We start from the raw sequence: 13,494 nt of genomic DNA, 5'->3' as shown, positions 1-13,494 counted from the left end.
CCTCCTCCACTACAATATATACCGAGAAAAAACTCTCCACGCTCCATTATACACAAAATAGTAGCGTGTTACTATATATTGTAGTGAATTTTCCTAATGCATTGTATATTTCATTGGCTTTAGCCACCCACACTCATTATCTTGTTTATTAAACGCAATAAAGCGCTCGCTCATCTTCGCAAGCATTTGGAATAGATCCAAATCAAGCATCCGTGAACCCTCACAATAAACACAAATTTTACGTTCCACTAAATATATAGCCATTTTTCCTTTTATAGGATGTTCTAAAAATAAAGCATTACGAGCTCTCTCTAAATGTGCATATTTGGAATCTAGTTGCGCCTCTAGCATCGTAGCGATCTCCTCGAAGCGAACGGTTTCACATATATATGCAAGCTCTTTTAAGGATTTCTCGTTTGCGTCTTCACAGCCTTGCATCATCTCTAATAACTTACGCTCTCTGCCGAAAATAAACGTTAAATGCTCTTCTTTTATTTTATATATGGAATAGGTTCTCACTAGAAATCCTCCTTCGCTCATTTCTTTTTCATAAGTATAGCTCATCCAAACTCTTTAATTTGTCAAACGAAGGAGGCTTTCATCTTCTATTTTTGTCGAAAACTTTCTACTTTCGGATCTTACAAATACTTTTTGAGCTATCTATTTTTTACAAATTTAAGCTTCTGCAAAAGTACCTAGAATATTCTCAGCCTCAAGACCTAGAGCAAAATCAATTTCCAGTCCGTTTTAGCAAAGCTCGCTAACAGGTACTATAAAAGTACAAACGAAAGGAGCTAAAACATATGAGAAAATTTTTTCTACTAATAGGAGGCTTTATCGCAGGATGTGTTGCACTCGCTTTAACTGGACCGCTTGCAGGTCTACTATTTTCAGGATTGTTTGTAGCACTCGGTATGCACTTCTACTCTGCAAGTAAATCGACATTCGGCAAAATCATATGGTTCACAGTAGGTCTAATCGGTGTTCTATCAGCAATCTCTAATATCCCTGCAATGATAGGATTAGCAGCAATCGCTGTCATCTATGTGATCTACAAAAAATGGAACAACGAAGATGTAAAAATTCCAACAATTGAAGCTAAAGAAGAAGATCCATTTACAAACTTTGAAAAAGAATGGTCTAACTTAACAAAATAAAAGGAGCGAATTTTCATGAATTTATTTCAACGTTTTAGATATACAATAGAGGCAGATTTACATCATTTATTTGATAAGAAGGAACAAAAAAATCCAATTGCGATGTTAAACCAATACATTCGTGAAGCAGAAAAACAAACAGAGCAAACTGGTAAATTATTAGAGCGTCAAGGTCAGTTAAAAGAAAAACTAGAGCAGGAATTCAAACAAAATGCGGAATTACTAGCAAAACGTGAGTCTCAATTAACATTAGCAACTGCTAGCGGCGAGCAAGATTTAATCGATTTTGCTACTGATGAAGTTGCTGCTTACACAGCACGTAACAATACATTGCAAGCTAGTATCGAGGCAAGTACACGTGAATACTTCGAGCTTGAACGCAAATTTGAAACAATGAAACACAAAATTAAAGACATGAAAGTGCGCCAATTACAGCTGATGGGCAAAGAAAATGTCACACGCGCTCACCATCAAATGGACGGAATGATTGCAAAAAACAACAAAACCAACTTTGAAGATTTAGAATCCTATATCGATAAGCTTGCTTACCAAATCGACAAAGATCATGAAGTAACATCTTTCGAGTCTCGTCTTGCACAACTAGAAAAGAAATCCGTAGAAGATAGCGCACCACTACTAATTGAAAACAAATAAGAAATAAGGGATGCCTCAATTATTGAAGCATCCCATTTCTTTGAAGAAAAAAGCTCCCTCCCCTTTTTGAAGGTAGGAGATGAAGGATATGGTAAAATGAATTTACTATTAAAAAGAAAGTGGTTTAGTCCTATGATTAAAATATTTCTTTTTGCTTTTTTTATTCTTATAGTACTTATAGTCATGTTATTAGGTTATCGCTTCATTGTCCAACAACAAATTAAACAAAAAAGTGCTGAAATTATCGAAAATGGTGGTATTAGTGAGTTAAAGGAACTCGATGTAAATGGAGATAAACAATATATATTAGTGGAAGGAAAAGATAAGGAGAAACCATTTTGTTTATTCTTACATGGCGGTCCGGGGTCACCATTCCCCTATGGTGTGAGTGCTCGAACATTGTATCCCGAAATAACCGAGAATTGCGTAGCAGTTTATTATGATCAAAGAGGTTCCGGAAAAAGTTTTAACAAGAAATTAACGAATAATACACTGACCCTTTCTCAATTTACAGAAGATGCTAATATAATAGTTGATTATATTAAAGAAAATTATCAACAGGAAAAAATATTTGTCATAGGTCAGTCTTTCGGTACTATAGTTGGCACTCAATTAGTATCCAATTATCCTGAGAAGTTTCATGCCTATTTAGGGATTTCTCAAGTAACTAATATTAGTAAAGGCCAAGAACTTGGCTACAATTGGTTATATAGTGAAGCTCTATCTAATGGAGATAAAAAGACTCTTCGAATTTTAGACGATATAGGAGAAGGTCCTTATTTAGCAAAAGATGAGGATCAATTTAGCGATCTAATCAATCACTATAAAGGTATGAATTATTTTGATGATACGATCAAAAAAGTGAATCTCTTTGACTTGATAAAAGGGGCATTTACTTCCCCTGATTACTCTTTACAGGATCTGTATAAAGCATTTATTTCAGGCCCACAATTTAGCCTTATAGATAGCCAAGAACTAAAAAAAGAAATTATCCTTACTAATTTTTTTGATTCTGTAAAAAGTATAGATATACCCGTTTATTTTATACAAGGTAAGTATGATAAACAGACGAATTATGAATTAGCAAAGCAATACTTTGAGCTCTTAGATGCGCCGAATGGTAAGGAATTTATCACTTTAGAGCACTCTGCTCATTATCCAAATACACTTGATGCAGCATTGATGAATGATACATTCAAAAAAATGCTTGAACCAAAGCGCCCAGCTGGAACGGACATCACCCCACCCTAAGTTATGGTGGAGATAATAATTTTAAACACTTTTAAATGAAATATCGTATTTATAGAGAAGTTCGTCTTCTCTCATCAATTTGTAGAAAGAAGGGTGACCCTCTTGCAAAATTTCACAACTAATAAGCTCACATTTTGGGTACTATGCTTCTTTTTACTCGTTTTTATGGAGCTTACAATTTTTAATAACGGTGGCGCCTTTTGTCTATTGATTGGGGTAGGGCTTCTTTATTTAAGTTTCTCGAAAAAAAATCGTTTCTTTAAATGGACAGGAATTTTCTTTATCGCGATTGCACTCTTTACGATGTGGAGTTTACGTTTATTTATCGTCGTTATTCTCTTGTATATGCTCTATCAATACCTGCAAAGAGAAAACGAAGCCAAAGTGGTTGGCTCGGAGCTTTTCGAAAAGCTACCTGCTACGAAAAACGAATTATTCGGTACCATACCTGCACCTTTAGAAGCCTATAAATGGCATGATGTTCAAATTCAGCGATTAGCAGGTGACATTACGATCGATACAACTCAAACAATTTTACCTGCTGGCACAAGTCTCATTACTATTCGACAAGGGATTGGTAAAGTACAAATTTATATCCCATATGAAATACCCTTCCGCTTACACTACACGACATTGTTTGGTGAATTAACATGTATACATGTTGGACCACAACGCTTACTCAATGAAAGTGTAAGTTTCTCAGATGGAAATCCTGAGGATGCAAAGCGAACACTCGTGATACATGTTGCAACATGGCTTGGGGACTTGGAGGTGCTACGTAAATGATTGCCTTTATCTCAAGAATATTGACGCTACTTTTTATTTTGATGAGTGCAGCATTCGGTCTTCTTGTCGCTGTTTGGGGTGAGCCTAACGAAAAAACATGGGAGCCATTATGGCAGCAGAATTATCATAATATCCCACTTGGCGGTTTTATTGTCGTCATTCTTTTTGCGCTTAGTTTACTAATTGCCAGCTGGATTAGTATGACTGCCCGTGCAAGAGAGGCTCAGGCAACTCACATCGTGAAACAGTTAGTTGAACCTGATTTTGTAATACCTAAAAAACAACCTTTACCTAAACCTTTGAAAAAGGCTTTAGTTCAAACAAGTGAGTTAATTGATACGCAACGAAAAAGCTTACAGCGTTTATCCAATGAACGTGCAGAAGCTAATGATAAAATTATTCAAGAGCGCATTGTTGCTGAACGTCAACGCCTTGCTCGTGAGCTCCATGATTCTGTATCACAGCAACTATTCGCAGCTTCGATGTTGCTTTCCGCATTAACCGAAACTGATGAAAATGCTACAAGCCTAAAGCAGGTCGAAAAAATTGTCCAACAGGCACAGCTTGAAATGCGCGCATTATTATTACATTTACGTCCAGTAGCTCTGCACAATAAAACCCTCGCACAAGGACTTGAGGAGCTCATTATTGAACTGCAGCAAAAAGTATTTTTTCATATTGAATATGAGCTTGAAGAAATGGCTTTATCCAAAGCGGAGGAAGATCATTTATTCCGTATTGCACAGGAAGCATTATCGAATACGCTACGTCATGCAAAAGCCAGCGAAGTTGAATTACTGCTTGTTGCACGTGATGATTTAGCCATTTTACGTATTCAGGACAATGGCCTCGGCTTTGATGTCGAAGCTGATAAATCCACTTCTTATGGACTTCAAAACATTGCTGAACGCGCTGTAGAAATTGGCTGTATGTACAAAATTGTATCAGTGCCTGGAGAAGGTACAATTGTAGAGGTTAAAATCCCTCTACATAAGGAGGTTGAAGTGAATGATTCAAGTGTTAATAGTGGATGACCACGAAATGGTGCGGATTGGTGTTTCCGCCTATTTATCTGCACAACCAGATATCACCGTTGTAGGAGAAGCCGAAAATGGCAAAGAGGCTGTGGAACGTGCTCTTACCCTGCGTCCAGACATTATTTTAATGGACAATGTGATGCCAGTTATGACAGGAGCCGAGGCGACAGCAGAAATTTTAGCTGCATGGCCAGAAGCAAAAATTATGATGGTAACAAGTTTTTTAGATGATGACAAAGTCTATCCTGCATTAGAGGCTGGTGCAGTCAGCTATATTTTAAAAACATCCAATGCGAAGCAAATCGCCGATGCCATTCGTAAAACAATGGGTGGCGAAACCGTTTTAGAGCCAGAAGTAACATCAAAAATGATGCATCGCATGCGCCACGGCAATAGTACCCCACTGTATGAGCAGCTTACCGAACGTGAAATGGAAGTATTATTGCTAATGGCTAAAGGCAAAGCAAATCAGGAAATCGCTGACGATTTATTCATCGCCTTAAAAACGGTAAAAACACATGTCAGTAATATTCTATCGAAGCTCGATGTTCAAGATCGCACACAAGCAGTTGTTTACGCTTTTCAAAATGGTCTAGCGAAGTAGTTTTTCTTGGGTCGTTTGGTTTATCAGCGATTTAGCTGGGTTTATCAGCGTTTTTTACACTTTTATCAGCGTTTCTGCTTGGTTTATCAGCGATTTCCATGCTTTTATCAGCGTTTCTACCCGGGGTATCAGCGATTTCCATGCTTTTATCAGCGTTTCTACCCGGGGTATCAGCGATTAGTCTGTTTTCTAAAAAAAATACGAAACTGCATTTCTATCAATGCAGTTTCGTAAAAAATTCTTGTAGCTCGTTTACACTGTTCACTATGTATGTTGCTTGTGCTTCCGTCAACTCCTCAAGTGAACCATAGCCATAAGTAACACCGATAGAATCAATTTGATTTTCATGTGCCCCAACAATATCGTATTTACGATCTCCAATCATAATTAATTGATCGATATTCACTACATTAAAATGTTCGCGTACATATGCGATAACTTCACCTTTAGCTGAACGTGTACCATCCAAATTGCTGCCCGCGACAAGGTCAAAAAAATGTTCAAGGTTAAAATATTGTATAATTTGTTCTGCAAATACTGTTGGCTTAGATGTGGCTATTGCTAACTGATAACCATCCTTCTGTAAATATTCTAATAAAGATGATATATTTTGATACAATTTATTCTCATACATGCCAGTTTGGATAAAACGTTCACGGTAATAAGCAATTGCTTGCTCAATTTGAACATCATCCAATCCATATATTTCTCGAAATGATACTTGCAGCGGAGGCCCAATAAACGTTTCAAGCTGATCAAGGTCTTCTTCAACTATACCCATTTTTCCTAAAGCATATTGAACAGATTTTGTTATCCCTATTTTAGGATCAGATATTGTACCGTCTAAATCAAATAACACTACGCTATACTTTTTCATTACTAGCCCTCCTTTTATTGTTAAAGAATTGATTGATACACAGTTGAACCAAAATCATGAATATCCTTCATATAATCAAACCCTTCCGGAGAACCAAAGCTATTAAATCCACGAACTGCCACAATATTTTCATCGGGTATTACCAATATAGCAACACTTGTATAATCTAGTAATTGAAAGCTTCCTTGTGGCAATATTGGACTTAACTCTGTAATCCCCTCTTTCTGGTGAGGCTGAACAAACCAGAAAAAGCCATTAGTTGGTAGGTTCTTTGGTTTAGTATTTGGGGATTGAATTGTCGTTACTAGCTGTATGATTTCTTCAGGTATTATTTGTTTTCCGTTTATCCTTCCTTTATCAAGATGCACTTGCCCCCATTTAGCTAATTCACTTAATGAGCTATACATATTCATTTTGCTACCATCACATATGTCGCTTTCATACCAAAATGGACTATTATTATGTTTTACTTCAATATGTTGTTCGTTTTTTTCACTGAACCAATCTGTGTCAGTAAATGACAACTTCTGTAATACTTGCTCATCTACTATTTGCGCAATAGTTTTTCCAGTAACTTTTAATATGACTTTGGCAAGTAGTTCTACATTGATATCTCGATATGCCCAGTTATAGCCTGCTTTGAATTCTTTCATTACTATTCCATGTTGACGACGTAAACCGTGAGTATGTGTTAGAAGATGTCTAATCGACACATCCGCAAAGACTTTTTCATCGTCTAAATAATCGCTAAGTTCATCATCTATTGAGGCAATATAGTTATGGTAAATCGCATATGCTACAGCAAACCCTACATATGCTTTTCGAACAGACGCAAGATGAAAAAGAGTATGTGGTCCTACCTTTTTAGCGTCCTTTTGTTGTCCTTGCACACCAAAATATTCTTCTAGTATGGTTTGACCATGTTTTTTAATAATAACTCCGCCACCTGTACAATCTAATTGTGAGAAAGTTTTCTTTACTTGTGAAAGTATAGATTGTGGATTCATTTAAATCCCCCCAACATTTGTAGTTCAATTCCTACATTTATTATTGTATACCAAATGAAATTAATACTAGAAGCGTTTTTCCATCTGCGAAACCTTTTATTACCAAAATCGTTATTATTTTTAAGGAGGGATTGTGTGAATACTCTATTTACTTATAAGCATTTCTTAGATGAACATACGTTTTCACTTCTTGATCCTATTTTTGAAGCTACTCTACTTTTTGCTGTTTTGCTACTCATCATTGTGATGATCAAAAAAGTATCTATTTGGTTTTGTTTACTTTTTGCAAGCTTCTCAATAATTGTCTCAGGTCAACTGCTTTGGTTTAGTGGTATTATCGCGGATGAGCTAAATCTAGAAGGAAGTTCCAAGGGCTTTTATTGTTTTGTCGTGATGCTTCTTGTTCATTGTGCAGCTATTTGGATTTCTTTAGTGAAGGCCTCTAAACATGAAAAAATACCGCAGTACTCAGAGGAGATTTAACCTACTGAGTATTGCGGTATTTTAAGAATTATAGCGCTTTTACCTTCGCTACAACATTGTCTACTGTGAATCCGTATTTTTCCATTACTACTTCACCTGGTGCAGAAGCGCCGAACTTGTCAATTGCAAGAACGTCTCCTTCAAAACCAGTGTATTTATGCCAGCCGAATGATGAGCCCATTTCGATTGCAAGACGTTTTGTTACAGCTTTTGGAAGAACAGATTCTTTGTAAGCTGCGTCTTGTTTTTCGAAGCGGTCCATCGATGGCATTGAAACAACTGCTACATCCATGCCTTCAGCTTTTAGCGCTTTTTGAGCTTCAACTGCAAGTGAAACCTCAGAGCCTGTTGCAATTAAAATGGCATCTGCCACTTCTTTTGTCGCAGGAGATACTGTATAAGCACCTTTAGTAACACCTTCACGTACTGTATCAATAGATGCGTCAAGAACAGGTAAGTTTTGACGAGATAATACTAAAACAGTTGGTGTTTTTTCAGATGCTACTGCTAGCTCCCATGCAACCGCTGATTCGTTCGCATCAGCTGGTCGAACAACAGATAAGTTTGGCATTGCACGTAACGATGCAAGGTGTTCGATTGGTTCATGTGTCGGACCATCTTCCCCTACAGCGATTGAGTCATGTGTAAATACATAAGTAACAGGAAGACCCATTAGAGCAGAAAGACGTACAGCTGGACGAACATAGTCAGAGAATACAAAGAATGTACCGCCGAATACGTTAAGACCACCGTGAAGAGCCATACCATTCATAGCTGCACCCATTGCAAATTCACGTACACCGAACCAAATATTACGGCCAGCATAATCGTCTGCAGAGAAATCTCCAGCGTCTTTCATCGTCGTTTTATTTGAGCCAGCAAGGTCAGCTGAACCACCAAAGAATGATGGTGTTTTCTTTGCAATTGCATTTATTGCATCTCCAGAAGAAGAACGAGTAGCTACTGATTTACCTGCTTCATAGACTGGTAATTCTGAAGCGAAATCCTCTGGTAATTGTCCATTCATTGCATTTTCAAATTGTGCTGCTAATTCTGGGAACTCTTGCTTATATGCTTCAAACTTAGCATTCCAAGCTTCTTCAGGTTGTTCCCCTTGAACTTTAGCTGCTGCTGCGAATGTATCATATGCTTCAGCAGGAATTTGGAATGGCTCGTGTGCCCATTCATAAGCTGCTTTTGTTAAAACGACCTCTTCTTGTCCAAGTGGTGCACCATGAGAAGCAGCTTTACCTGATTTGTTTGGTGAACCAAAACCGATAACAGTTTTCACTTCGATTAGTGTTGGTTTGCCAGTTGATTTTTTAGCTTCTTCGATCGCTGCATTAATTGCTTCAACATCTGTACCGTCAGCTACTTTTAAATAGTTCCAACCATAAGATTCAAATCGCTTTTGGACATTTTCTGAGAATGATTTTTCTAAATCACCATCTAAAGAAATATCATTTGAATCGTATAAAACGATTAGCTTTTCAAGTTTTAAGTGACCTGCTAAAGAGATCGCTTCAGCTGCAACGCCTTCCATTAAGTCGCCATCGCCACAAAGTGCGAATGTATAGTGATCCACGATGTCATGCCCTGGTTTATTGTAAGTAGCTGCTAAATGACGCTCAGCCATAGCCATACCAACTGTCATAGCAATACCTTGACCTAGAGGACCTGTTGTTGCCTCTACCCCAACAGTATGACCATATTCAGGATGTCCCGGAGTTAATGAATCCCATTGACGGAAGTTTTGAATTTCTTCCATTGGTAAACCGTAGCCTCCAAGGTGAAGTAAGCTGTATAAAAGCATTGAGCCGTGACCAGCAGAAAGTACAAAACGATCGCGGTTATACCATTTTGGATTAGCTGGATTATGGCGAAGTTGTTTTGTCCAAAGCGTATAAGCCATTGGCGCAGCCCCCATCGGTAAACCCGGGTGACCAGAGTTTGCTTTTTCAATTGCATCGATTGACAAAGTTCGGATAGCATTAATTGCTAATTGATCCGCATGTTGAGTCATTATGTTGTGACATCCTTTCTCGTCCTATATATTGTTCTTATACAGTTTAGTCAACATTGCTTCAGAAAACAATGTTTTTGTTATACTATTAATGATTTGTTACATACTTTATAGAAATGTGTCACATTAATTTAGAAATTTATTTTTTTTCGCTTGTTTCACTTTTTCTGGTGTAACATCATTTCCTTCTGCATCTACCACTTTTACGTTTTCAATTGTATCACGCATCGTCGCTCTAAATGTATCTAGATATTCCTTACGAAGCGCTGTTCGTTCCTTCGCCTCTGCCTCTGTTAAAGTACCACTTTTAGCCTTAGCAGAAAGTTCATTGATTCGGTTAATTTTTTCTTTTGATAACATAATTACACACCTTTCAATACATATCATAATGAATATGGTATGCAAAGTATAGCATGTTTTCCCTTAGAATGCAGTTATACCAACCTTTCTAGCATCCTTATTTTTTTGAAATAAATACCATAAAATGCATGACTTTATGAAATTTCAAGTGTATAACTAATTTATAGGGTTCCAATCAAACCATCGATTTATGCTTGGAGGGATATAAATTGTTTATCAAAACAAACAGACTAGTAATAAGAGAATTTGAAATTCAAGATTGGCAAGCTGTCTATGAATATACGTCAAATCCAGATGTGATGAAGTATATTCCAGAGGGCGTTTTTAATGAGGAAGCAGCAAAAAAGTTTGTTTCTGAAAATAGCGGTGAAAAAGCAAAACACTATCCTGTTATTTTACAAAGCGAAAATACTGTGATTGGTCATATTGCCTTCCATCAATATTTTGGTGATCATACTTATGAGATTGGCTGGGTTTTAAATCCGAACTATTACAATAACGGATACGCCTCTGAAGCGGCAAAAGCTATACTGGACTACGGATTTAATGAAATGAAACTTCATAGAATTATTGCCACATGCCAGCCAGAAAATATCCCATCCTATCGAGTGATGGAGAAAATCGGTATGAGACGCGAAGGTTATTTTAAAAAATGCATCCCATACAAGGATGAGTGGTGGGATGAATACTATTATGCTGCCTTAGATGAGGAATGGGCTTAAGAGATTGATTGAATCAACTCAATTTTGTGGGTAAAGAGAAAATACGAGAAAGAGAGGTAGAAAAATCACTACTTCTCTTTTTTTCTATTGGAAACAGTTCTTTATCATTGCGATAATGGTATTCGTCTCTCGACTCGTTCCTGCTCGGTCCTTTATCTTTGTCTAGACCTTTAAACATACAAAAAATCAGTAGGACGATGAAACGCCCACTGATTAAAACGTTACTTTATTGATTCGATTCCCTTTTGATGTTCCCGATATCTCCTATGGACTGTAGCTTTGCTTACATCAAAGCCCAGACCTCTAAGAGTCATAGCAATTTCCTCAAAGGTAAAGCCTCGATTACGCAGGTTGACAATTTCCTCCACAGGTACATCCTTACGTTCCTGACCGTTTGGATTTCCACGGTTAGATAAATTATTTTCAGGGCGATAGCCATTTTCAACGGCACGACGCATACCACGACGTATTTTAGCATTATGGATTCTGCGCTGATACTCTTCAACAATTGCTAAAATTTCTAGGAGCATCGTATCCATTTCATTTAATTGTAAAGGTCCCGCATCTCGCATCGAAAAAACATCCGTTTCAGTTTTCTGCAATAAGTGCAACACTGCCATTCGAGCATTTCCACGTCCTAAACGTGTTTCATCCTGCACAAATAATGCATTTATTTCTTTTTCTTTTATGAAATCGAGCATTTCTAGCAGACCCTCACGTTCTACATCATAGCCGCTATGTTTGTCCTTAAAAACATGTTTAACTACGTAACCTTGTTCTTTAGCATAGCGCATCAACTCATCCTGCTGACGCTCTAACGAGGAATGTTGTGTCTCTTTTTCTGTACTCACACGGCAATAGACAACAGCCGATTGTTGATTATTTATCATTTTTCGTTTCTCGCAATTTCAATTGAATTTATAGGGTAAGGTTGGTCACCTACTACTGGGATTACTATGGATTTACCCGCAATAATTTGTACGTTCGTTAATTCATTTTCCGCCTTTACAAGCTTAATCCATTCATCCGTTTTCATTTTACCACGGTACTGTTCGGCTAACGACCATAAGCTATCACCATGTGCGATTTCAATTTCTGTGTACGTTACATCACCTGGGTCTGTTATAAAAAGGTATGCTGCAAAAAGTAGACAAGCTCCTAATAAAGTTGTAATATGTGGATTTTTTTTTAACCAGTTCATGTTTATAACCCCTTTTTGAGAATGTTTGTTCGGAATATATGTTCTCATAATAATACGAACAAATGTTTTTGTCAAACACTTTTCGAACCTATGTTTGCTTAAGTGTTCGCATTCTGTTATACTATTAATAAGTAGAATGATTAAAAAAGAGGTGAGCAATTATGAAAAAAGTTTCGAAAAGACAAGAGGCCATATTAGAATTCATTAAAGAAGAAGTGCGCTCAAAGGGGTATCCACCATCTGTCCGCGAGATTGGTGAAGCAGTTGGACTTGCTTCAAGCTCAACAGTTCATGGACATTTAGCTCGTTTAGAGCAAAAGGGCTTAATTCGACGCGATCCAACTAAACCCCGTGCAATTGAAATTTTAGAACCTGAGGATTCTATTCAAAAGCAACAAGTTATACATGTCCCACTAGTCGGGAAGGTTACTGCAGGTTCTCCGATAACTGCTGTTGAGAATATCGATGAATATTTCCCGCTACCAGATATTTATGGTACAAGTGAAGATCAATTATTCATGCTAGAAATTATGGGTGAATCAATGATTGAAGCTGGCATCTTAGACGGGGATTTAGTGATTGTTAAACAAAAAGCTACTGCTGATAACGGTGATATTGTCGTAGCAATGACTGAGGAAAATGAGGCAACTGTAAAACGTTTCTTCAAGGAAAAAAATCATTTTCGTTTACAGCCTGAAAATGTAACAATGGAGCCAATTATCGTAGACCAAGTTTCTATTTTGGGACATGTTGTAGGTCTTTATCGTCGTGTACATTAAAAGTATCTCAATATTAAAATATAACAAGAGGATATTATGTTCACAGATGGGCATATTCCTCTTTTTCTTATGTTTTGAGTGCTATTTACACTAAAAAAGAACCCACTTTAAAATGGATTCCTACACTTAGGGTTTATAGCTCATCCACGAAAAGTTGAGGTTGACATTTGTAAAAACATACTACATGTATATACGTTGATTGGAGTGGAGGCTGGGCGGACTCCTTGGGGATCAGCGATAGGGGAACGAAGGCTCATCGGACGCCCCCAGGAAGCTCTGCGCGAAAGCAAAGCGGCAGCTACAAATGTTTTATCTGTGCGAAAGCAAAGCGGCAGCTACAAAGCGCCCAGCCGGAACGGAAATCAACCACACGTTATGGTGATAGCCTTTAAAACATTGAATTAGCCATTTCAAGCAAATCCTGCATGGTGAAATCTTGTGTTATTTCACTTTCCATACGAATTGAATATTTTAGACTATCATGAACAAAAGTTAGTTGACTCTCGTTTGGCTGATATAATGCTTTTACCCCATTTTTTACAAATATTTTCAT

General features: G+C 37.4%; 17 protein-coding genes. 9 read left to right on the top strand and 8 right to left on the bottom strand.

Annotated elements, in window-relative coordinates; all coding sequences use genetic code 11:
- Positions 1-93: 93 nt before the first annotated feature.
- The gene (sirA, locus tag MOK21_RS19975; protein WP_068983025.1) at positions 94-519 is read right to left on the bottom strand and encodes a sporulation inhibitor of replication protein SirA; all 426 of its coding nucleotides are present in this window, start codon (positions 517-519) and stop codon (positions 94-96) included.
- Between the two features lie 284 nt (positions 520-803).
- Between sirA and MOK21_RS19970 the strand changes: the two genes are divergently transcribed.
- The 6 genes from MOK21_RS19970 (at position 804) to MOK21_RS19945 (ending at position 5,489) form a co-directional block, all read left to right on the top strand.
- Positions 804-1,157, top strand: coding sequence for a lmo0954 family membrane protein (locus tag MOK21_RS19970; protein WP_249075707.1), 354 nt, complete (start codon positions 804-806; stop codon positions 1,155-1,157).
- A gap of 15 nt (positions 1,158-1,172) precedes the next feature.
- Positions 1,173-1,811 carry a PspA/IM30 family protein gene (locus MOK21_RS19965; RefSeq protein ID WP_249075706.1) on the top strand — a complete coding sequence of 213 codons (639 nt, stop codon included), beginning with the start codon at positions 1,173-1,175 and terminating at the stop codon, positions 1,809-1,811.
- A gap of 96 nt (positions 1,812-1,907) precedes the next feature.
- Positions 1,908-3,062, top strand: coding sequence for an alpha/beta fold hydrolase (locus MOK21_RS19960; RefSeq protein ID WP_249075705.1), 1,155 nt, complete (start codon positions 1,908-1,910; stop codon positions 3,060-3,062).
- 102 nt (positions 3,063-3,164) lie between these two features.
- Positions 3,165-3,848 carry a cell wall-active antibiotics response protein LiaF gene (gene liaF / locus MOK21_RS19955; RefSeq protein ID WP_249075704.1) on the top strand — a complete coding sequence of 228 codons (684 nt, stop codon included), beginning with the start codon at positions 3,165-3,167 and terminating at the stop codon, positions 3,846-3,848.
- A complete protein-coding gene (locus tag MOK21_RS19950) occupies positions 3,845-4,882 on the top strand; it encodes a sensor histidine kinase (protein ID WP_249075703.1) in 1,038 nt (345 codons plus the stop codon). The genes liaF and MOK21_RS19950 overlap by 4 nt, the downstream gene beginning before the upstream one ends.
- Complete coding sequence (locus tag MOK21_RS19945; RefSeq protein ID WP_249075702.1) at positions 4,857-5,489, top strand: response regulator transcription factor; 633 nt, start codon at positions 4,857-4,859, stop codon at positions 5,487-5,489. Before MOK21_RS19950 ends, MOK21_RS19945 begins: the two co-directional genes overlap by 26 nt.
- 217 nt (positions 5,490-5,706) lie before the next feature.
- On the opposite strand, the gene MOK21_RS19940 is transcribed toward MOK21_RS19945, so the two are convergent.
- Together MOK21_RS19940 and MOK21_RS19935 are read right to left on the bottom strand one after the other, a co-directional pair.
- Positions 5,707-6,366 carry an HAD family hydrolase gene (locus tag MOK21_RS19940; RefSeq protein ID WP_249075701.1) on the bottom strand — a complete coding sequence of 220 codons (660 nt, stop codon included), beginning with the start codon at positions 6,364-6,366 and terminating at the stop codon, positions 5,707-5,709.
- Positions 6,367-6,386: 20 nt separating this feature from the next.
- Entirely contained in the window at positions 6,387-7,373 is a 987-nt protein-coding gene (locus tag MOK21_RS19935; protein ID WP_249075700.1) for a serine hydrolase domain-containing protein, read from the bottom strand.
- 135 nt (positions 7,374-7,508) lie between these two features.
- Between MOK21_RS19935 and MOK21_RS19930 the strand changes: the two genes are divergently transcribed.
- Positions 7,509-7,856 (top strand): hypothetical protein, encoded by a 348-nt coding sequence (locus MOK21_RS19930; RefSeq protein WP_249075699.1) that lies wholly within the window; start codon positions 7,509-7,511, stop codon positions 7,854-7,856.
- Positions 7,857-7,884: 28 nt separating this feature from the next.
- On the opposite strand, the gene tkt is transcribed toward MOK21_RS19930, so the two are convergent.
- Both tkt and MOK21_RS19920 read right to left on the bottom strand, forming a co-directional pair.
- Entirely contained in the window at positions 7,885-9,879 is a 1,995-nt protein-coding gene (gene tkt, locus MOK21_RS19925) for a transketolase (protein WP_249075698.1), read from the bottom strand.
- 126 nt (positions 9,880-10,005) lie between these two features.
- Positions 10,006-10,239 (bottom strand): DUF896 domain-containing protein, encoded by a 234-nt coding sequence (locus tag MOK21_RS19920; RefSeq protein ID WP_249075697.1) that lies wholly within the window; start codon positions 10,237-10,239, stop codon positions 10,006-10,008.
- A 209-nt stretch (positions 10,240-10,448) separates the two neighbouring features.
- On the opposite strand from MOK21_RS19920, the gene MOK21_RS19915 reads away from it, so the two are divergent.
- Positions 10,449-10,961 carry a GNAT family N-acetyltransferase gene (locus MOK21_RS19915; RefSeq protein ID WP_249075696.1) on the top strand — a complete coding sequence of 171 codons (513 nt, stop codon included), beginning with the start codon at positions 10,449-10,451 and terminating at the stop codon, positions 10,959-10,961.
- Between the two features lie 221 nt (positions 10,962-11,182).
- Here the strand turns inward: MOK21_RS19915 and MOK21_RS19910 are convergent, their stop codons facing one another.
- The gene (locus tag MOK21_RS19910) at positions 11,183-11,851 is read right to left on the bottom strand and encodes a YneB family resolvase-like protein (protein WP_249075695.1); all 669 of its coding nucleotides are present in this window, start codon (positions 11,849-11,851) and stop codon (positions 11,183-11,185) included.
- The gene (gene yneA / locus MOK21_RS19905; protein WP_249075694.1) at positions 11,848-12,162 is read right to left on the bottom strand and encodes a cell division suppressor protein YneA; all 315 of its coding nucleotides are present in this window, start codon (positions 12,160-12,162) and stop codon (positions 11,848-11,850) included. Before yneA ends, MOK21_RS19910 begins: the two co-directional genes overlap by 4 nt.
- Before the next feature lie 161 nt (positions 12,163-12,323).
- On the opposite strand from yneA, the gene lexA reads away from it, so the two are divergent.
- On the top strand, positions 12,324-12,941 hold the full coding sequence (gene lexA / locus MOK21_RS19900) for a transcriptional repressor LexA (RefSeq protein ID WP_249075693.1): 618 nt from the start codon (positions 12,324-12,326) through the stop codon (positions 12,939-12,941).
- 388 nt (positions 12,942-13,329) lie between these two features.
- Here lexA and MOK21_RS19895 read toward each other — a convergent pair whose 3' ends face one another.
- Positions 13,330-13,494 carry a hypothetical protein gene (locus tag MOK21_RS19895; RefSeq protein ID WP_249075692.1) on the bottom strand — a complete coding sequence of 55 codons (165 nt, stop codon included), beginning with the start codon at positions 13,492-13,494 and terminating at the stop codon, positions 13,330-13,332.

It is taken from the genome of Lysinibacillus sp. BPa_S21 (genome assembly GCF_023337795.1).
Classification (GTDB): Bacteria; Bacillota; Bacilli; order Bacillales_A; family Planococcaceae; genus Lysinibacillus.
The sequence above is the reverse complement of the archived record's forward strand: the minus strand, read 5'-3'. Positions and strand labels throughout refer to the sequence as shown.